Genomic DNA, 20,652 nt, shown 5'->3' with positions numbered 1-20,652 from the left:
AGGCCCCCAATGTTAGAGAGACTTAAAGAGTTTGCATCGGAGTTTTTCGTAACTGGCGACCCGCTGATCTATGGAGCAGACGTGGCCATCGGTATTACGATGATTACTATCGTAACGGTGCTGACTTATTTCAAAAAATGGGGCTGGCTCTGGCGTAACTGGTTAACTACCGTCGATCATAAAAAGATCGGTATTATGTATATCATTGCTTCCATTATCATGTTGTTCCGTGGTGGTGTGGATGCATTGATGATGCGTCTGCAGCTGGCTATGCCTAACATGGATTTCTTACATCCTGAACATTATAATCAGGTCTTTACAACTCACGGCACGATCATGATCTTGTTCATGGCGATGCCATTTATGTTTGGTTTATTTAACGTTATCGTGCCATTACAGATCGGAGCAAGGGACGTTGCATTCCCGTTTCTGAATGCATTGAGCTTCTGGTTATTCTTCCTGGGAGCAATGCTGTTTAACCTGTCCTTCGTTATCGGTGGTTCACCGGATGCGGGATGGCTGAGTTATCCACCTCTATCGGAGCTGTCACACAGTCCGGGGGTCGGACAGAACTTCTATATATGGGGTATACAGATATCGGGTATCGGTTCCCTGGCTACCGGTATCAACTTCCTGGTTACCATCATTAAAATGCGTGCGCCAGGCATGAGATGGATGAAAATGCCGATGTTCACATGGTCGGTATTCTCCACTTGTATCATTATCTTGTTTGCTTTCCCGATCTTGACCGTGACACTTGCATTGTTATTCCTCGACAGGTTTGCCGGGGCGCATTTCTTCACACTTGATCTGGGCGGTAACCCAATGATGTATATCAACTTGATCTGGATGTGGGGTCACCCTGAGGTATACATTGTCGTCTTGCCGGCATTCGGTGTGTTCTCCGAGATTGTAAGTACCTTCTCTCGGAAAAAACTGTTTGGTTACAAGTCAATGGTATTTGCAATGTTAATTATCAGCTTCCTGTCCTTCTTCACATGGGCGCATCACTTCTTCACGATGGGTTCAGGAGCGGACGTGAATGCCTTCTTCGCCGTAACTACGATGTTGATTGCTATTCCAACAGGGGTTAAAATATTTAACTGGTTGTTTACCATGTATCGAGGAAGGATTCGCATGGCGACTCCGATGATGTGGACACTTGCCTTTATCCCGTGCTTTATTGTCGGGGGTATGACAGGCGTTCTGTTATCCGTTGCTCCTGCTGACTTCCAGTTCCACAACAGTTACTTCCTGATTGCCCACTTCCACCAAGTATTGATCGGTGGCGTTGTCTTCGGATACTTCGCTGGTCTGTATTACTGGTGGCCTAAAATGTTCGGTTTCCAACTCGAAGAGAAACTGGGCAAATGGGCATTCTGGACTTGGAATATTGGTTTCTATGTCTGCTTCATGCCGCAGTACGCTGTCGGTCTGATGGGTATGACACGTCGTCTGAGCACATACGGCTGGGATACTGGCTGGTGGGAACTGAACTTCGTATCCACAATCGGGGCATTCCTGATGGGTGTCGGATTCTTGTTCCAAGTTGCACAAATTGCAGACGGTATTCGCAAATACAAAACACTTAAAGCTTCCGGCGATCCATGGGATGGTCGTACGCTCGAGTGGTCGATTCCTTCACCAGCTCCTGAATATAACTTCGCTGTTACACCGCGCGGAGATGATATCGATGAGTGGTGGGAAGAGAAAGAACGTCGTGCCAAAGGCATCTATCCGCCTGAGCAACCGCTTGAGCCGATTCACATGCCGAAGAATTCCTCGATTCCGTTCATCATGTCTGTCTTCTGGTTCGTTGCTGGTTTCGGCTTCGTATTCGGTTGGCTGTGGATGGCGATTCTCGGACTTGCTGGCGTAGGCATCTGTATGATCGCCCGTTCATTCTCTTACGATACGGATTATTACATTCCGGTCGACGAAATTAAGCGTACCGAAGCGTCGTTAAGGGGGTCGGTATAGATGGCTCAAGCAGCCGCTAAGCACGGTGAGAATCATGCGCATGGTCATGACCATGGCCACCATGATCCACAGGAAATGAAAATTCTCGGATTCTGGTTCTTCCTGATTTCCGACGTTATCTTGTTCTCCGTATTGTTCGCAACCTTCATTGTGTTGCGTGACAATTCGGCGGGCGGACCGATTTTGTCCGAACTGATCAAAATGCCTGGCGTTATCGCCGAGACATTCATCTTGCTCACGAGTTCATTTACAAGCGGACTTGCCGTTCTGGCAATGAACCAGGGTAAAGTAAAACAATTGATTAACTGGCTGATTGTTACAGCTGTTCTGGGTGCAAGCTTTATCGCTCTGGAGGTTTACGAGTTTGTTGAGATGGTTCACGAAGGTTTTAGTTACACGACGAGTGCAGCTTCTGGTGCATTCTTCACCCTCGTGGGTACTCACGGACTTCACGTATCGCTTGGTCTGATCTGGATGATCGGACTCATGTTCCAACTGAAAAAACGTGGGATTACCGACGTTACTCGCGGTAAGATCAACGTCATCAGCTTGTACTGGCACTTCTTGGACGTCGTATGGATCTTCCTCCTGTCGATCGTCTATCTCATGGGGGTGATGTAGATGGCAGAGCACAACTCACATGATTCCCACGGCCATGAACAACATGGCTCACTGAAGTCTTATGTCATCGGCTTCATTCTGTCCGTCGTACTGACAATCATTCCACTTGTGGTGGTTTTGAACGACATGATGGGCAAAACAGGTACACTCATTGTGATTCTTGGTACAGCAGCACTTCAGTTTGTGGTTCAACTCTTCTTCTTCATGCATATCCGTGAAACAGAGAAACCACGCTGGAATGTCATGGCCCTTATTTTCGGATTACTGATTATGATGACCATTGTAATTGGTTCAATCTGGATCATGCTTAACAATGCTGTTGCACATTAATATGTGAAGCAAAGAAGATCTCCCGGTCTGTTTTACAGACTGCGGGGATCTTTTTTTTGCTTTTATTTAAGAAATAAACATCGTTAGTGATTAATGATATGAATTATTTTAAAAATAAAGGTACACAAAAGATACATAATGAACTAAAATGAACTTATATGAACATTATCAAACTCAATCCCAACTAATTTAAATGACGAAAGGAATGGATTAATAATGGAAAATCGTTATGCTGCACATCCCAATGAAGTGAAAACGTATGATACATCTCGCCTGCGTGAGGAATTTTTGATGGAGCAATTGTTTGCAACCGATGAATTGGTAACGGTGTATTCTCATGTGGATCGTTATATTGTGGGAACGGCTGTACCTGAGAGCAAGGACATTACCCTTGAAGTGAACCTGAAAGATATCGGAACGAACTTTTTCCTGGAGCGTCGTGAAATCGGTATCATTAATGTCGGTGGTCACGGAACAGTGACAGCGGACGGACAAGGTTATGAGATTGGAGCGAAGGAATGTCTCTACATCGGTAGAGGTGTGAAGGAAGTTGTGTTCACGAGCAGTGACAAGGCTCAACCTGCCCAATTCTATTTTGTATCCACACCGGCTCATCACACCTATCCAACAGTAAAAGCAACGCAAGAACAAGCTCAGCCGAATCATCTGGGCAGCATCGAAACTTCCAATGAGCGTACGATCTATCGTTACATTCACCAAGGAGAAGGTGGAATTCAGAGTTGTCAGTTGGTGATGGGCATTACCGAACTCGACAAGGGTAACATGTGGAACACGATGCCTGCACATACCCATAACCGCCGTTCGGAAGTATACTTGTACTGGAACTTGCCTGAAGACGGTGTTGTATTCCATATGATGGGTGAGCCAAACGAAACACGCCATCTGGTTGTACGTGATCGCCAGGCGATTATTTCCCCAAGCTGGTCCATTCACAGTGGTGTGGGTACAAGCAATTACACCTTCTGTTGGGCGATGGCTGGCGAGAACCAGACGTTCGAAGATATGGACGGCGTAGCCATGAAAGACCTGAAATAATAAATTACAGATGTCTGAGTTAAATTGACAGGGTAGACACTAGAACGGAGGGTACAGAAAGGACCAGAAGAAGCGAAGCTAAAAGCTTTCTGGAAAGAAAGCTGCTTCGAAAGCATAAGCTTGCCTTTATCACCAGATTTCTCCCTTTAAATAAGGGATCAAAGGAAATATGGGGATAAGAGTGATCGGAAGGTTTTCTGTACCCGAAGTGTACGTGTGAAACTGCTATTTGACTCAGGTGATATAGGAAGTTGATTATGATGAATCCATTGAAAAGACATGAAAAAATTATGGAGGCTCTGCTGGAGCGTCAGGAAGTAACCGTCAGTGATCTGAGTGAGTTGCTGCAGGTGACTGGGAAAACAGTGCGAGAGGATCTCGACAAGTTGGAGAGTATGGGACTGCTCGTACGTGTCCACGGTGGTGCTATGCTGGCTCAGAATGATCAGTATGGCATCTTGAATAGCCGCGGAGTTACCGAGAAGCATCATCCGGAGAAGACGGAGATTGCTGAACGTGCCCTTACTTACATTCGACCTGGAGATATCGTTGCCCTCGATGGTGGCAGCACCACGCTGGAGATGGCCAAACGTCTCGATAATCAACCACTGACGGTGGTGACCAATGACCTGTTCATTATTGCGGAGTTGACCAAAAAGGAGCAAGTGCGACTGGTTGTGCCTGGCGGGGCGCGTGTACGGAATATGTTGGTTGGGGATGATACGGCTGCGTTTATATCCAGTCTTAACATTCATAAAGCCTTTATATCCACGACAGCCCTTCATCCCGAATTTGGATTATCCATATACACGGGAGATCTGGTTCCTTTGAAAAAAGCAATGATATCTGCCTCGCAGCAAGTATACGGCGTTGTGGATCATTATAAATTTGGACAATTTGCACTTCGGACTTTTGCCCAGTGTTCGGAACTGGACTACATTATCAGCGATAGTCGTTTGGATGAAGAGACGGTGGCCTTATACGAGCAGAGCGGTGTCACAGTGGATTATCAAAGTTAACCTCATTCATTATTCATGGGATTAAAGAACGGACGGCTCTAAGGATTGCATATCAAAACCATGCGGAGGAATCATTCATGAACCCATTTGATTTAAGCGGACAAGTTGCACTGGTGACAGGTACCTCGGGAGGACTTGGACAAGGGATGGCCATTGGTTTGGCAGAAGCAGGTGCTGATGTGGTGCTGGTCTCTTATTCCAAGCCTGCGGAAACGGCAAGTGCCATTGAAGCACTCGGACGCAAGGCTTATGTGATTGAAGCGGATTTAAGTCGTGAAGATGAGTTGTCGGCTGTGTTCGAACAGGCGCTTGCGTTCCAGGGCAGAATTGACATTCTCGTCAACAATGCCGGAATCATCCGTCGCACACCTGCGGCTGATCATGCAGGGCAGGACTGGCATGATGTAATTGGTCTGAACCTGAACACTGTATTTTTCCTAAGCCAATTGGCAGGCAGACATATGATTGAACGCGGAAGTGGCAAAATCATTAATATTGCTTCCATGTTGTCCTATCAAGGTGGGATCAACGTGCCAGGATATACAGCCAGTAAACATGGCGTTGCCGGTTTAACCAAAGCACTCGCCAATGAATGGGCAGGTAAAGGAATCCAGATTAACGGTATCGCACCTGGTTATATGGAAACCGATAATACTACTCAGATCCGTGCGGACGAGAATCGTTACCGGGATATTACAGCCCGTATTCCTGCGGGGCGTTGGGGAACACCAGAAGATCTGAAAGGCCCGGTTGTCTTTCTGGCATCTGCCGCTTCGGATTATTTGAATGGTCATGTGCTGAATGTCGATGGAGGCTGGATGGCACGTTAATCGTTTGATAATCGGATTAGCATAAGGAGGCAGTGAGATGAAACTTGGTATTCTGGCACATACATTTGGCAAACAGCCTACAGCACAGCTTGCACAGACGATTGCGGATAACGGATTTAATTCCGTACAGCTGGCGCTGGCCAAAGCATTATCAGATGTGGACTCATCAAATGGCAAGCTGAGCCCCGGACTGGCAAATGAGATCGGAGATCAATTTGCACAGCGCGGGGTGAAGATTGCAGTACTGGGCTGTTATATTAATCCGATTGACCCTGATCCAGTAAGACGACGTGCGGACATTGATCGATTCAAGGAGCATCTGCGTTATGCCCGGGATTTTGGTTGCAGCATGGTAGCAACGGAGACCGGGGGCTTGGACACCTATCAGGATACACATCCGGATGGATATGAAGAGAAGGCGTGGAGTGTGCTGAAAGAAACGGTTGAGGAGTTGGCTGAGGAAGCGGAGAAATGGGGCGTGCATGCGGCGATTGAGCCTGTGTCCACACATACTCTTCATACCCATGAACATATGACACGTTTGTTTGAAGAGATTCCTTCATCGAATCTGGGGATGCTGTTCGACCCGTGTAATCTGATCAAGCAACCACATGCTGCAGATCAAGGGGCTTTCTTGCGCGAGGTGATGGAATCGCTGTATCAGCGCATGATTGTGATCCATGCCAAAGATGTAGCCTTTGATGCACAGGGAGAGAAGTTCAACCCAGTACCTGGGGCAGGAATACTGGATTACCCGTTATTTTTTGAATTGCTAAAAACGTATAAGCCACATATCGATATTTCACTTGAAGGCGTAACTGCGGAGGAAGCTGTACCTGCAGCCAAACATTTGCGTGAAGTATGGAGTGCAGTTCGGGTCTAACCAAACCCTGGCTTCGGTATTGCATACCTAAGCCAAAGTAGCTGAAAAACCTTTGCGAGGGCAAAGGTTTTTTTAGTACAGAAATAAATAGTGTACATATTTAATTTTTCTTATCGGAACAATCGGAAATAAGTCTTTTCAAATACGACATCTTGTGAGAGAATATGGAAAACATATGCCACCATGTGAAGACATCAGGAACTTCAAGAACGTATATATCGAGGGAGGATTCAGATTTATGTCAAACGAACGTGAGCTTTCATTTGAAACATTGGCAATTCATGCAGGCCAGGAGATTGATCCAACCACCAACGCACGAGCTGTACCCTTGTATCAGACAACATCCTATGGATTCAAGGACACCGAGCATGCAGCTAACCTGTTTGGTTTGAAAGAGTTTGGCAACATCTATACCCGTTTGATGAATCCAACAACCGACGTGTTTGAGCAACGGATTGCAGCGTTGGAAGGCGGAGCTGGCGCGCTGGCTACAGCTTCTGGTCAAGCAGCCATTACGTTTTCACTTCTGAATATTGCTGGTGCAGGTGATGAGATCGTGTCTTCGGCGAGTTTGTATGGAGGTACATACAATCTGTTCTCGACAACTTTGCCGAAACTGGGTTTGGACGTGAAATTTGTGGATTCCAGTGATCCTGAGAATTTCCGGGCAGCGATTACGGAGAAAACGAAAGCATTGTATGCCGAAACGATCGGTAATCCAAAGGGGAATGTACTGGATATTGAAGCGGTAGCAGCTATCGCTCATGAACATGGAATTCCTTTGATCGTGGATAATACGTTCCCAAGTCCGTACCTGCTTCGTCCCATCGAACATGGCGCAGATATTGTCGTTCACTCTGCAACGAAATTTATTGGGGGTCATGGTACATCCATTGGTGGCGTTATCGTGGATAGCGGAAAATTTGACTGGAAAGCAAGTGGCAAGTTCCCTGGATTGACGGAGCCGGACTCCAGTTATAACGGTGTTGTATATACGGAAGCGGTTGGACCGATTGCTTATATTATCAAAGCTCGTGTACAGCTATTGCGTGACCTGGGTGCAACGATCTCTCCATTCAACTCCTGGTTGTTGCTGCAAGGACTGGAGACGTTACATTTGCGCGTAGAGCGTCATAGTAGCAATGCCCTTGCAGTTGCGGAATTCCTTGAGAAACATGAGGATGTGTCATGGGTAAGTTACGCAGGTCTGCCGAGCCACGGTTCTTACGAGCTTGCACAGAAGTATTTGCCAAGAGGGCAGGGTGCCATTCTGACCTTTGGAATCAAAGGTGGTGCGGACGCGGGGCGCAAATTGATTGAAAGTGTCAAACTGTTCTCTCACCTTGCAAACGTGGGCGACTCCAAGTCACTGATTATTCACCCGGCAAGTACAACTCACGCACAGTTGACTGAAGATGAACAAACTGCAGCAGGGGTTAATCCGGAATTGATTCGTCTGTCTGTGGGTACGGAGAACATTCAAGACATTATCTATGATCTGGAGCAAGCCATCAAAGCAAGTCAGGGAGCAAGTGTAGGCGCGTAAATGGCATTGGGTGGATGTGCGAACAATCACTTAAGTGATATGCCATAAACAGGTCAAATGAATGTAAATAGATGGTTAAAGCCGTTGTCCTCTGGGACAGCGGCTTTTTGTCTTTTTGAACACGTATTTATGAGTAACCATTGAAAAAGGCCATTTACAAATGAGGACCGCGGGCATATACTGATTAAAAGTTGTATTGGGTAAAAATAATTGCATAAGTACAAAAATGATTATCATTCTCATTCGAAATTTTTGTAAAATCATTCACAAAACCATGCTGCTGCGGGATTCCCGCAGCAGCATGTGTCATTTTTAGGGCATTAACAATGGCTCTCATTCTCAATACAACTTCATTTCTGGAAGCGGAACTTGAGCACATTCACTATCCGCAAACCTACCATTCGAAAGGAACGTGATTCATATGCAAGCGATACATCAACCTCTACACAGACAGAAACAAGCAGAACAACGCTCATCCCAAACACCCGGCCCCAATCGGGGCAAGAAACCTGATTTTAAAGCCATGATGCAGAATAAAGAGATGCAATCTGCATTGGGCAGCGGGCTGTTGATGCTGATTGCCTGGGGAACTGCACCGTATTTTGGTACCTTATCCATCATGCTCTACATTGTGGCGTATGCCGTGGGCGGTTGGACCAAAGCGAAGGAAGGTATCGAGACACTGGTTAAGGACCGTGATCTGGATGTAAATCTGCTGATGATTGCCGCATCCCTTGGGGCAGCAGCCATCGGTTACTGGAATGAAGGCGCGATGCTTATCTTTATTTTTGCACTCAGTGGTGCGTTGGAAAGTTATGCGACAGAGCGCAGTCATAAGGATATCTCATCGTTGCTCGCACTTAAGCCGGAGACTGCACTGCGTATTGAAGATGGACAGATGAATCTCGTGGCTATTGATGATCTGCAGCCGGGTGATCTGCTGTTGGTCAAACCGGGAGAACTGATTCCTGCGGATGGCGTGGTGTACCGGGGGAGTTCTTTTATCAATCAGTCGTCCATCACCGGAGAATCCCTGCCTGTGGACAAAGTTGCGGGGGATGAAGTCTATGCAGGTACGGTAAACGGGGAGGGGGCCTTATACGTAGAGGTCACAAAATCGGCTGAAGGTTCAGTGTTCGGCAAAATCATTAAAATGGTGGAAGAAGCGCAAGCGGAAGTACCGGATTCCCAGCGCTTTATGGAGCGGTTCGAAGGAATATACGCACGCATTGTTGTAGGGGTGACTTTACTTGTCATTGCAGGAACTCCACTGCTGCTTGGCTGGACATGGAATGAGGCATTTTATAAAGCGATGGTATTTCTGGTTGTTGCTTCGCCTTGTGCACTGGTGTCTTCGATCATGCCTGTCATGCTGTCCGCGATGTCCAGCAGCGCCCGCCGTGGTATTCTCTTTAAGGGAGGTGCCCATATGGAGAATATGGCTCGCACGCGGGTCGTGGCTTTTGACAAAACAGGTACATTGACCATGGGCACCCCGCAAGTCACCGATATTATTACGGCTGAAAATATAGATCGCACCCAGCTGTTAGCTGCGGTGGCAGCGATTGAAAACATCTCCATGCACCCCTTGGCTCGTGCTATCGTAGATCAGGCGAACAAGGAGAACATTACCCTTCAGGAAGCGGAGCACGTACAGGCTCTAACAGGCTGGGGTATCGAAGGAACGGTAAACAATGTGGTCTGGAGCATTGGCAAAACTAATGTAATGGAATCGATGCAGTCAGAGAAGATAAACAGTGGTAACGTTGATGATCCAGATAAACAGGGTGTTAACCCTGTGAAGGTGTCTTCTGAGTGGGACGATGTACGCTCTCGTCTTGAGGGGGAGGGAAAAACCGTATCCGTTGTGATGGCTGATGGTGAATTGGTCGGGCTGATCGCCATGCGGGATACGGTACGACCTCAGGCAGCAGCCGCAGTGAAAAAGCTTGAAGTGATGGGCGTTAAAGTTGCGATGTTAACAGGAGATCGAGTCAGATCAGCTTCTGTGATTGCGCGTGAAACGGGGGTAAGTATGGTCTATGCAGACTTGCTGCCAGAAGATAAAGTGAAGCAGGTCCAAACGCTCCGCAAACAGTATGGTCCTGTACTGATGGTAGGGGATGGTGTAAATGATGCACCAGCACTTGCAGCAGCTACTGTGGGTATGGGGATGGGATTGTCCGGCAGCGGAACTGCACTCGAGGTCGCTGATGCGGTACTCATGAACGACAACATTGAAGAGATCGCTTGGGTGATTGGGCAGGCTCGTCGAGCACAGCGCACGGTGAAGCAGAATATGTTCTTTGCCATCACCGTTATTCTGGCTTTAATTGCGGGTAACTTCCTCCAAGACGTCGCATTGCCTCTAGGTGTGGTAGGTCATGAAGGCAGTACAATTCTGGTTATTCTGAATGGGCTTAGGCTGCTGCGGTAATCAGATTTGGAGAGGAAAATAGTTAATTGGTTTCGCCTGTAGTATGCGGCTGATTGAACGGCTCACGTTTGAACCTTGGGTCAGCGGGTAATGTTTCGAAGAGACGATTCGATAATAAGGGAGCTGTGAAATATGGGACGTTATGTACAAGTGGAACCAAATGTAAAAGTATATGTTGAAGATATTGGCGAAGGAACCCCGGTTGTCTTTTTGCACGGCTGGCCTGTTAATTATAAAATGTTTGAATACCAATTGAACGTACTGCCGAACCATGGCATTCGTGCCATTGCGATAGATTTTAGAGGATATGGCTTATCGGATAAGCCATCCACAGGGTATGATTATGATCGCATGGCAGACGATGTTCGTGCCGTTATCGATGAGCTGGAGCTGACAGACGCGGTACTCGCAGGGTTCTCCATGGGTGGAGCGATCGCAGTTCATTACATGGCTCGCCATAAGGGACATGGTGTCTCCAAGCTGGCCTTGTTATCTGCGGCAGCCCCTGTGTTCACACAGCGTGAAGGTTATCCATATGGATTGACTCCAGAGCAGTTGAACGAGCAGATCATTGAGCCGATCTTTGCAGATCGTCCGAAGTTGCTGGAGACGTTTGGCGGCATGTTCTTTGCGAAGAAACACAGCCAGCCATTCATGGATTGGTTCCACGCGCTTGGCATGGAGGCTTCATCCTATGGTACCATTCGCAGTGCAATTGCGTTGCGCGATGAGGACTTGCGAGGTGAACTGAGTTCCATTCAGGTGCCGACAGCCATTTTGCACGGGAAAAAGGATGAGATCTGTCCGTTTGAATTCGCCGAGCAGATGCACAAGGGCATCGCATCGTCTCAATTGATTGCTTTTGAAGAGAGCGGTCATGGTGCATTCTATGATGAATTGGAAAAATTCAATTCTGAACTGATACGTTTCATCCAATCCTGATCAGGAGAGGGCATAATGCCTCTGACAGGCGGTTCCAGTAATTTCATGGAATCTTCATTTGTGGCTAAACAAAGAACCCGGTCGACAGTCTTGGACTGTTCGCCGGGTTCTTTAGTCTTCAATTAAAACAGTTCGGTCAGACCAATCATCGTGATGAGCCCGAGCAAAAAGGACATCGTCGCCACACGTGCATTGCCATCGCCGTGACTCTCGGGAATAAGTTCCTTATAAACAATGAACATCATCGCACCGGCTGCAAAGGCCAGACCATAAGGCACAAGACCAGCTACGAGACTGCTCAAGGTGTAACCAATCATAGCTGTAATAATCTCTACCGCTCCGGTCAGGGTGGCAATACCCAGTGCTTTGAAGCGGCCAATGTTCTGGTTCACAAGAAAGAGGGCCACCAAGAATCCTTCCGGTGCATTCTGCAATCCGATGGAGAAGGCAATGAGATTGCCCAGGTTCTCATCCGAGCTTGCATAGCTGACGCCAACGGATAACCCTTCCGGCAGGTTATGCATTGTGATGGCTGCAATAATCATGAAGGCTTTGGTTTCAATTTTAAAAGGCATTTTCTCGGGATTCTCCAGATCGACGTGTGGAATCTTCATCTCCAGCACCAGTAGAACCAGGCTACCAAGCATAATACCAAATGCAAGTACAAAGAGATTCGATTGGCCAAGCGCTTCCGGAATAAGATTATAAACCGAGGCCGAGGTCATAATACCTGCGGCGTATGCCAGCAAGATATCACGTAGACGGTGCGATATTTTGCGCATAAATAGAATTGGTACGGCCCCTAGGCCGGTAGACATGGCTGATATAAAACTGCCAATGAGTGCATCGTTCATGCTTCCATTTTCCCTCCTGATGAAGACTTCTTCATAATCGCTGCCGAGCATTGACACCGTACATAAAAGAGATCATAATGAACAACAGATTAGAATGATTATAAATTAGAATTCCGTTTCTGCATAGGGCCATTGTCATTTCACAGGCAGGTCTTGTGGACATGATGTAGGCTTTTCGTTCTAGTGTATGCAAAAGCCTAAGCTTTTGATGCCGGAGGGTCTAACCTTTTTGCAGAACCCGGGGGAGGAACTATACATGTATAAATCAATTATTATTGGAACAGGCCCTGCAGGGCTGACAGCAGCAATCTATCTGGCACGTGCCAACTTGAACCCACTCGTTATTGAAGGACCACAACCTGGTGGCCAACTGACAACAACGACTGAAGTGGAGAACTTCCCAGGTTTCCCTGATGGTATTATGGGTCCTGAACTGATGGATAACATGCGTAAACAAGCCGAGCGCTTCGGTGCTGAATTCCGCACAGGCTGGGTGAACAACATCGACATGAGTGAACGTCCATTCAAGATTCAAGTTGAAGGTATGGGTGAACTCGTATCCGAAACATTGATCCTGTCTACAGGCGCATCTGCTAAATATCTTGGTATTCCTGGCGAAGAAACGAACGTGGGGCGCGGTGTCAGCACATGTGCAACATGTGATGGATTCTTCTTCCGTAACAAAGAAATCATCGTCATCGGCGGTGGCGACTCTGCCCTTGAGGAAGCAAGCTTCTTGTCCCGTTTCGGTTCCAAAGTAACACTGGTACACCGTCGTGAAGAACTGCGTGGCTCCAAAATCATGCAGGATCGTGCACGCAGCAACGAAAAAGTAGAAATGGCTTTGAACCGTACACCACTCGAAGTACTTGCTGGCGACAACGGCGTAACCGGATTGAAAGTGTTGAACAACGAAACAGGTGAAGAAGAAGTGATTCCAGCAAGCGGCGTATTCGTAGCAATCGGTCACACACCAAACACTGGTTTCCTTGGCGGACAGATCACTACGGACGAACATGGATATATCCTGACTACACCAGGTACATCCGAGACAAACATCCCAGGCGTATTTGCATGTGGTGACGTTCAGGATACACGTTACAAACAAGCGATTACAGCTGCAGGTAGCGGATGTATGGCTGCCATGGACACAGAGAAATACATTGAGAGCTTGGAGCACAGCGCAGTTGTTCTGTAATAGAATGAGCTGATTCCAACCAAACTATAGATTAATATAAAACCATATGAGGTGAATTAAACATGGAAAACGTAATTGTATATACATCAACGAACTGCCCGAACTGCAAATCCGTAAAAACGTTCCTGGCTGACAAAGGTATTTCTTATGAAGAACGCAACATCGAAACAAGCGATGAATTTGCACAACAAGTATGGGACATGGGTGTACGTGCCGTGCCATTGACTGTCATTGGTGAACACCGCATTCTGGGTATGAACAAAACTCAATTTGCCAAAGCATTGGACGCTTAAATCAGGCTGATTATCTGAATCATCATATGTTGAAAGAAATTTTCGATTCATATGCAATTCCGGTTTTCGCGAGCCGTTAGGATATAGAAAGAACCGTACCCGGAAGGGTACGGTTTTTTGTGCGTTCTCTTTGAGTAAATCGGATAGCTTGGTATCTGGTCACAAGCATCATTCGGAATTGTCCGATGCACAGAAGTGCGATATCATTTTCTTAAGTCGCAGAGCATAATTGAGGTGAACAAGCAGCATGATTATAGATCAGGAGGAGCATTTTCGCTTCTGGGAACAGGCGAGTATACGAGATATTCATGTTGAAAGAGCTATTCTTGCAAAGGGTGAAAGAGCATTATTCACGATGCAGTCCTGCAGTTTTTTCTGTATAAAGAGGGGGAACTTACTGGTATTGCTCAATCAGAAGACCTATTCCATCCATCCTTTTGAGATTATTCATGCTCCTTCCAAGAGTCTGTTTGAAGTTAACGCAGGTTCAGACGGAGCAGAGTATATACTGATTTCGTATAAAGCAGAACGGCAGTCAACGTCCAGCGATGAGCCGCTGTTTGTAGATGAACACAAAGATCCAACTCACATTACATATCGTGTGACACTAACGCAGCCAATGATGTTATATGAAATTGCAGATCGTATGTTAGAGACCCGGCAGCAGGAGGGCCCTGCGGTTCCGCTTCAACTTAAGGCATCTTTCTATCAATGGGTTTATCACATGGTGGAACAATACTATTTACAGTCTCCGGTCGTCAAAACGGCTAGTCCAGTCGAGTTGGTCATACAGACTCTGGAGTACCTGTTGCAGAACTATGCAAAATCGCATACGTTGGATTCTTTGGCTGGAGTGATGGGGCGAAGTCCGGGTCATCTTTCGAATTGTTTCAAACAAGTGCTTAATCGTGGACCGATTGACTGTTTAATCCGTCTACGTATGCAAAAAGCATATAAACTATTGGCCGAGACGAAGCTTCCGTTACGAGTAATTGCATCATCTATCGGGTATCAGGATGCATATTATTTCAGCAATGCCTTTAAAAAGTACAGCGGAATTTCTCCACAGATGTATCGGAAGCAAATCAAGGAGGAAGATGTTATATCCTTAGAAGGAAGAAATCATATTGTAGGCTTTCCAGACCCGTGTTATATTCCATCTTATGATAATGATAATTATTATCAATATTTGGATGGAGGGTCTGAAGACATGTTAAGAAATATAAAGAGAGTACCGATCACACTGCTCATGGCATTTGGATTACTGCTAAGTGCATGCAGTGGGGGTTCTTCGGTACATACGGGAAGTGCAGCAGGAGATGGTAGTACGGCTCAATCGGAAGCAACGGCTGGTGAGGCGAGCAATTCAAACGAAAATAATACAAATCAAAATAATCAGGCGACAAAACGCATAGTTAACACATCTATGGGTGAGGTAGAGGTACCAGCGAGTCCTCAACGTGTCGTAACGGACTTCTTTTTGGGGCATATTCTGGCACTGAACGTTAAGCCCGTGGGTAGTAATGGCTTGTTCATGCAAAATCCTTATTTAGAGGGACAAGTCTCCGGTATCGAAGATGTTTCGGACAATCTGGAAGCAATCACGGGCCTGAATCCGGATCTAATTGTTACAGGTGATGCCCAAAGTTACGAGGCCTATTCCAAAATTGCACCAACCGTTTATCTGGACAACTCAGCACCGGTTCGTGATCAGGTGAAGGAACTTGGAGTTATGCTTGGTAAAGAGGCGGAAGCATCGGCATGGCTTGTCGAGTTTGAAAAGAATCTGGCTTCAGCCAAGGAACGTTTGAGCGGTATTATCAAAGAGGGAGAGACTGCTACGGTCTTTGCCGGAGGGATTGTCAAAAACATTACGCTCTATGGTAATGCATATACAGGCAGAGGTATTCATGGCGAATTGGGTATTCCCATGAACGATAATGTGCAACGCGAAATTGATCCGAAAGTGGGTTGGGCTACAATCTCAAGCGAGATTGTGGAGACATACGCCGGTGATCGTGTGTTTATGGCCGTGGATGCCAAAGCGGAATCGTTTAACTATGCAAGTGATCCGGTATGGGGAACGCTAGACGCAGTCAAAAACAATGAGTTATACGAAATTGATGGTTACAAATTCTATTTCTCCGACCCGATCTCCGTGATGGGCCAGATTCAGGATATTGTCGACATGATGGAAGAACGCGCTCTACAGAATTCTAAAAAATAGTGATCTAACCTAGGTAACGTGAAAAATCCCCTTACCGTTGTAATGTGGAGCACATGGTAACATGAACTCCGGGAATTACTGCGAAAGGGGATTTTGCATTTTATACAGGTGAGTTTACTTTAGAAAAGAGTAATTTGTAGTAATCTGACAGGTTCACATACTAGTTAAGGCGATTGGAATTAAGGCCATTATAATAATAACCGACATTACTATTTTTTTAGTTCGGGATTTAATCATTATTTTTCGTGAGGTATACCAATTTCCAAAATTATAAAATCTAGAATGAATAAGAAAAGTTATCAAACAATTAATTACAAAGAATATCAAAATATAATCTTTTGGATTAACACTCATCATAGGATAAACTTGCAGTTCTATACCCCATAGTAGGGTTATACCAATAAAATAAAGGATAGAACAAAGTATAAAATCAAACAGGAATCCAGATGTCTGTTTGAGCATATTAAAGCTCCTCTCTGATCAAGTGCAAACAATATTAAATTCTAATTAACGATAATTTTACATTAAAAAGTAAAAAAACATACTGGTTTAACTACTTTTGTTCCGTTAACTAGGATTAAAGAGTAAGTCAAAAAACTCCGTTGCCTACCTTCTTCAGAGGTCGGATCTCGAAACAAGGTAAAAGTATTAAATATATAGGTACCCAACCTCAAAGATTGAAATTGTAAATCCTGCATGGATCCAAGATAGCATTTATATGATGGAAGAACGAAATTAAGAGAATTTGATTTGTCCATAATTCAACATCCATGTTGAGAATGGACTCATGGCAGCTGAAAAATCCCCTTGCGTAGATAATTCAGAGTACATGATAACGTGTACCCATGAATGACTGCGAAAGGGGATTTTGCATGAAAACAAATAATTACATCTAGAAAAAAATACTCATGAAAGTCTGAAATACAACATACACCAGCAATCCTGACAGCATGTACATGAAACCAGCCTTCTTTTTGCTCTGGAACAATCGGAGTATGCCAAGGCTGAACAGGGGCGCAAGCACAATCAGGAACAGGAGGACGGTGACAAACATTTGCGCCGAGATATCTGAAGTATCCACGTAGGTCACGCTTTTTTTCACTCCGTTTCGTTATCGGAATTAACACAGCTTGATTCACACAGCCATGACAAAAATCACATAACCCCATTATACATCTGGATTTCTTTAACAAAAAGGGAGGAAATGGGGCGAAATGATGTCAATTTTCATCTGTTATTAGACAGATACCCTAATTTTACCTAAAAACTGGGATATCGCAGAGTAAGCGGCACCAACGCGGGTGGAACGGCTGCCCAGAGCTGCCCATTCAATCTGCAAACTGCGGCGATGATAAGGTAATGTACGTTCCTCGACAACTTGTTTTAACGCTGTTTCAATCCAAGGACCTGCTTCAGAGAGCGGACCGCCAATGATAATACGTTCCGGATTGAAACTGTTAACGATATTGGTAATGCCAATCCCCAGTTTGCGTCCAATCGTGTTGTATAATTCCTGAACAGCATCGTGGCCTTGCTCCGCATAATGAATAAGCTCGCGTGTGGTATGAGCAGGTAATTTTAGCTGATGGTCCGGGTGCTCGTAGGCTTTTTCCGATGCGTATAACTCCCAGCAACCACGATTTCCGCAGGAACAGGGAAGACCTTCCGCTTCAATGGACATATGGCCTGTTTCCCCTGCGTAGCCCCACGCGCCCTTGTATAATTCACCATCTACCATGATGCCTGAACCAATCCCCATGCCTGCACTGATGTAGATCATGTGACGGACACCGATACCTGCCCCAAAATTCAACTCTCCATGAGCACCAGCATTGGCTTCATTATCAATCGTTACAGGCAGTTGAAATTCTTCTTCAAGCATCGAGCGCAGAGCTACCTTCTCCCATCCCAAGTTGGGTGCAAACAGGACCGTTCCTGCCTCATCCACCATGCCGGGCACCCCGATGCCAATACCAATGACTCCATGAGGGGAAGCAGGAGCTGCTTCAATGAGCTGTTTTGCTGCCAATTTCAATTGCTCCAGTACAGAGGACACGTCATGATGTTCCAAGGTCACTGCGTACTCTGTAATGATGTGTCCTTCGAGATCTGTAAGCACGCCTTTCAAATGGGTCACACTGAGTTCCAGACCGACTGCATAGCCTGATGTCCCTCGGAACAGCAGCATAAGTGGTTTACGTCCGCCGCTGGATTCCCCAGGGCCGATCTCCTGCACCAGGTCATCACTGATCAGATCAGCAACCAGGTTGGATACCGTTGCTTTGTTCAGCCCCGTAACCTCGGACACTCGTGCGCGAGAAAGAGGGGCATGGCGCCGGATCGTATCGAGAACGATCGACTTGTTTATTTTTTTGACCAGCATCTGGTCTCCGGTAATTTTCATATGGTTAAGGCACTCCTATTCTTCTGATAAAAGGGTTCTGACCCACATCCGAAACAAGTTATTCGACTATTATAGCGTAAACAAACATGTAAAAAACAATTTTATTTTACTTTGTTTAACCAATAGACAAAGTTTATTTGATGTGATAGGATAACGGTGTAAACGATTTCTTAAAACTATTGAGGAGGCATTTTACACATGGCCTATTTTGAATCCGTTAATAAAATTGCATTCGAAGGTAAAGATTCCAAGAATCCTTTTGCTTTTAAACATTATAATCCGGAAGAAGTGGTAGCAGGCAAATCGATGGAAGAACATTTCCGTTTCGGCATGGCTTACTGGCATACATTAACTGCAGGCGGCAGTGACCCGTTTGGTGCGGAGACAGCTGTTCGTTCGTGGGATAAATACTCGGGTCTGGACCTCGCGAAAGTACGCGTGGAAGCGGCATTTGAATTTTTGGAAAAAATGAATCTCCCGTTCTTCTGTTTCCACGATGTGGACATCGCACCAGAAGGCAACAACCTGCGCGAGTTCTACAGCAACATTGATACAATCGTTGATCTGATTGAAGATCATATGAAATCCAGCGGCAAAAAACTGCTCTGGAACACAGCGAACATGTTCTCGAACCCACGCTTCATGTTTGGTGCAGCTTCCACTTGTAACGCAGACGTGTATGCCCACGCTGCAGCACAGATCAAAAAAGGTCTGGAAGTGGGTAAACGTCTGGGCGCTGAAAACTATGTATTCTGGGGCGGTCGTGAAGGTTACGACACATTGCTGAACACAGACATGCAACTGGAGCAAGACAACATTGCTCGTATGTTCCACATGGCTGTAGACTACGCGAAGGAAATTGGCTTTGACGCACAATTCCTGATCGAGCCTAAACCAAAAGAGCCAACGAAACACCAATATGATTATGATGCAGCAACTTCCATTGCTTTCTTGCAAAAATACGGTTTGGACAAACACTTCAAACTTAACCTGGAAGCGAACCATGCTACACTGGCTGGTCACACATTTGATCACGAAATCCGTGTTGCTCGTACAAACGGTATGCTTGGTTCCCTCGATGCGAACCAAGGCGATATGTTGATCGGTTGGGATACAGATGAGTTCCCGGTTGACATGTACGATGCTACGTTGACAATGTATGAAGTATTGAAAAACGGCGGTATCGGCCGCGGTGGTGTGAACTTTGACGCAAAAGTACGTCGTGGTTCCTTCGAAGCAGACGATCTGTTCCTGGCACACATCGCAGGTATGGACACGTATGCAAAAGGTCTGAAAGTAGCAGCAAAACTGATCGAAGATCGCGTATTCGATGACTTCATCGAAAAACGTTACAGCAGCTTCAGCGAAGGTATCGGTGCAGATGTGGTTGCAGGTAAAGCAACACTTGCTTCCCTTGCTGAGTATGCACTCAACAACGAAAGCCCACGCAAAAACCAATCCGGACGTCAGGAATTGCTGAGAGCGCAACTCAACCAGTACATCCTGGCTGACTAATATAGGATAGGCAGGGTGGGTGCATGTCAACCACTGATGGTTACTCAACTCATATGTGTTGGACATTAGTATCCAAACTAGCCTATGCACAAGATTAGCTTGTACCATGGAACGCCTGAACAAGCATGACATTCGGACCGTCCCCGACTTTCCCTTGGGAAGACGGGGGCGGTTTTTTGATTAAACAAATAACGCGTTTTTTAAATTTTTGATATAAATGTTTGTCTAAGATGGTGCATGCAAAACGGAGTGAGAAGAAAGGACTCGAGGAAGCAAAGCGTTCGCTAAGAGCTTTCTGAGAGAAAGCTGGCTTCGAAAGCATAGGCTTATCCCCGGATTTCACCCTTGCTAAAGGGTATAAAGGAAATCCGGGGGTAACGGCGATCCGAGTGTTTTCTGATCACGGAGTGACCACATGAGAATCAAGGTCATTGGATCAATCTTTCTGTTATAAGAACGAGTACGTTTTACTCGTTTCATATCCATGTGTGTCCAGGATCATGCATGCAAAACGGAG

At 46.0% G+C, this 20,652-nt stretch carries 17 protein-coding genes; 14 read left to right on the top strand and 3 right to left on the bottom strand.

Annotated features, from left to right (window positions below):
* The first annotated feature begins 9 nt into the window (after positions 1-9).
* The 10 genes from QNO02_RS25875 to QNO02_RS25830 all read left to right on the top strand — a co-directional run bounded on the left by QNO02_RS25875 (position 10) and on the right by QNO02_RS25830 (position 11,644).
* Positions 10-1,980, top strand: a complete 1,971-nt coding sequence (locus QNO02_RS25875) for a cbb3-type cytochrome c oxidase subunit I (RefSeq protein ID WP_091038522.1) — start codon at positions 10-12, stop codon at positions 1,978-1,980.
* Positions 1,981-2,601, top strand: coding sequence for a cytochrome o ubiquinol oxidase subunit III (gene cyoC / locus QNO02_RS25870; protein ID WP_091038523.1), 621 nt, complete (start codon positions 1,981-1,983; stop codon positions 2,599-2,601). It begins immediately after the preceding gene.
* A complete protein-coding gene (gene cyoD / locus QNO02_RS25865) occupies positions 2,602-2,931 on the top strand; it encodes a cytochrome o ubiquinol oxidase subunit IV (protein ID WP_091019256.1) in 330 nt (109 codons plus the stop codon).
* Between the two features lie 216 nt (positions 2,932-3,147).
* On the top strand, positions 3,148-3,987 hold the full coding sequence (kduI, locus tag QNO02_RS25860) for a 5-dehydro-4-deoxy-D-glucuronate isomerase (RefSeq protein WP_036606918.1): 840 nt from the start codon (positions 3,148-3,150) through the stop codon (positions 3,985-3,987).
* A 260-nt stretch (positions 3,988-4,247) separates the two neighbouring features.
* Positions 4,248-5,006 (top strand): DeoR/GlpR family DNA-binding transcription regulator, encoded by a 759-nt coding sequence (locus tag QNO02_RS25855; RefSeq protein ID WP_289392894.1) that lies wholly within the window; start codon positions 4,248-4,250, stop codon positions 5,004-5,006.
* A gap of 77 nt (positions 5,007-5,083) precedes the next feature.
* On the top strand, positions 5,084-5,836 hold the full coding sequence (kduD, locus tag QNO02_RS25850; protein ID WP_062836432.1) for a 2-dehydro-3-deoxy-D-gluconate 5-dehydrogenase KduD: 753 nt from the start codon (positions 5,084-5,086) through the stop codon (positions 5,834-5,836).
* A 37-nt stretch (positions 5,837-5,873) separates the two neighbouring features.
* Entirely contained in the window at positions 5,874-6,719 is an 846-nt protein-coding gene (locus QNO02_RS25845) for a sugar phosphate isomerase/epimerase family protein (RefSeq protein ID WP_074096473.1), read from the top strand.
* Between the two features lie 238 nt (positions 6,720-6,957).
* Positions 6,958-8,265 carry a homocysteine synthase gene (locus tag QNO02_RS25840; RefSeq protein ID WP_036606925.1) on the top strand — a complete coding sequence of 436 codons (1,308 nt, stop codon included), beginning with the start codon at positions 6,958-6,960 and terminating at the stop codon, positions 8,263-8,265.
* Positions 8,266-8,686: 421 nt separating this feature from the next.
* A complete protein-coding gene (locus QNO02_RS25835; RefSeq protein WP_289390396.1) occupies positions 8,687-10,702 on the top strand; it encodes a heavy metal translocating P-type ATPase in 2,016 nt (671 codons plus the stop codon).
* Positions 10,703-10,834: 132 nt separating this feature from the next.
* The gene (locus QNO02_RS25830) at positions 10,835-11,644 is read left to right on the top strand and encodes an alpha/beta fold hydrolase (RefSeq protein ID WP_289390395.1); all 810 of its coding nucleotides are present in this window, start codon (positions 10,835-10,837) and stop codon (positions 11,642-11,644) included.
* 122 nt (positions 11,645-11,766) lie between these two features.
* Here the strand turns inward: QNO02_RS25830 and QNO02_RS25825 are convergent, their stop codons facing one another.
* Positions 11,767-12,498 (bottom strand): ZIP family metal transporter, encoded by a 732-nt coding sequence (locus tag QNO02_RS25825; protein WP_036606933.1) that lies wholly within the window; start codon positions 12,496-12,498, stop codon positions 11,767-11,769.
* A 256-nt stretch (positions 12,499-12,754) separates the two neighbouring features.
* Here QNO02_RS25825 and trxB point away from each other — a divergent pair, with 256 nt between their 5' ends.
* The 3 genes from trxB (at position 12,755) to QNO02_RS25810 (ending at position 16,216) form a co-directional block, all read left to right on the top strand.
* Complete coding sequence (gene trxB, locus QNO02_RS25820) at positions 12,755-13,696, top strand: thioredoxin-disulfide reductase (RefSeq protein WP_036668032.1); 942 nt, start codon at positions 12,755-12,757, stop codon at positions 13,694-13,696.
* 62 nt (positions 13,697-13,758) lie between these two features.
* Positions 13,759-13,989, top strand: a complete 231-nt coding sequence (locus tag QNO02_RS25815) for a glutaredoxin family protein (RefSeq protein ID WP_036668031.1) — start codon at positions 13,759-13,761, stop codon at positions 13,987-13,989.
* A 403-nt stretch (positions 13,990-14,392) separates the two neighbouring features.
* Positions 14,393-16,216: an AraC family transcriptional regulator gene (locus tag QNO02_RS25810; protein WP_289390394.1), complete on the top strand. Its 1,824-nt coding sequence runs from the start codon at positions 14,393-14,395 to the stop codon at positions 16,214-16,216.
* 892 nt (positions 16,217-17,108) lie between these two features.
* On the opposite strand, the gene QNO02_RS25805 is transcribed toward QNO02_RS25810, so the two are convergent.
* Complete coding sequence (locus tag QNO02_RS25805) at positions 17,109-17,306, bottom strand: hypothetical protein (protein ID WP_017692236.1); 198 nt, start codon at positions 17,304-17,306, stop codon at positions 17,109-17,111.
* 147 nt (positions 17,307-17,453) lie between these two features.
* The gene (locus tag QNO02_RS25800) at positions 17,454-18,620 is read right to left on the bottom strand and encodes an ROK family transcriptional regulator (protein WP_289390393.1); all 1,167 of its coding nucleotides are present in this window, start codon (positions 18,618-18,620) and stop codon (positions 17,454-17,456) included.
* Positions 18,621-18,818: 198 nt separating this feature from the next.
* Here QNO02_RS25800 and xylA point away from each other — a divergent pair, with 198 nt between their 5' ends.
* Positions 18,819-20,135 carry a xylose isomerase gene (xylA, locus tag QNO02_RS25795; RefSeq protein WP_036606941.1) on the top strand — a complete coding sequence of 439 codons (1,317 nt, stop codon included), beginning with the start codon at positions 18,819-18,821 and terminating at the stop codon, positions 20,133-20,135.
* The last annotated feature ends 517 nt before the right edge of the window (positions 20,136-20,652 follow it).

Origin of the sequence: Paenibacillus sp. PK1-4R, assembly GCF_030369595.1 — a bacterium.
Classification (GTDB): Bacteria; Bacillota; Bacilli; order Paenibacillales; family Paenibacillaceae; genus Paenibacillus.
The sequence above is the reverse complement of the archived record's forward strand: the minus strand, read 5'-3'. Positions and strand labels throughout refer to the sequence as shown.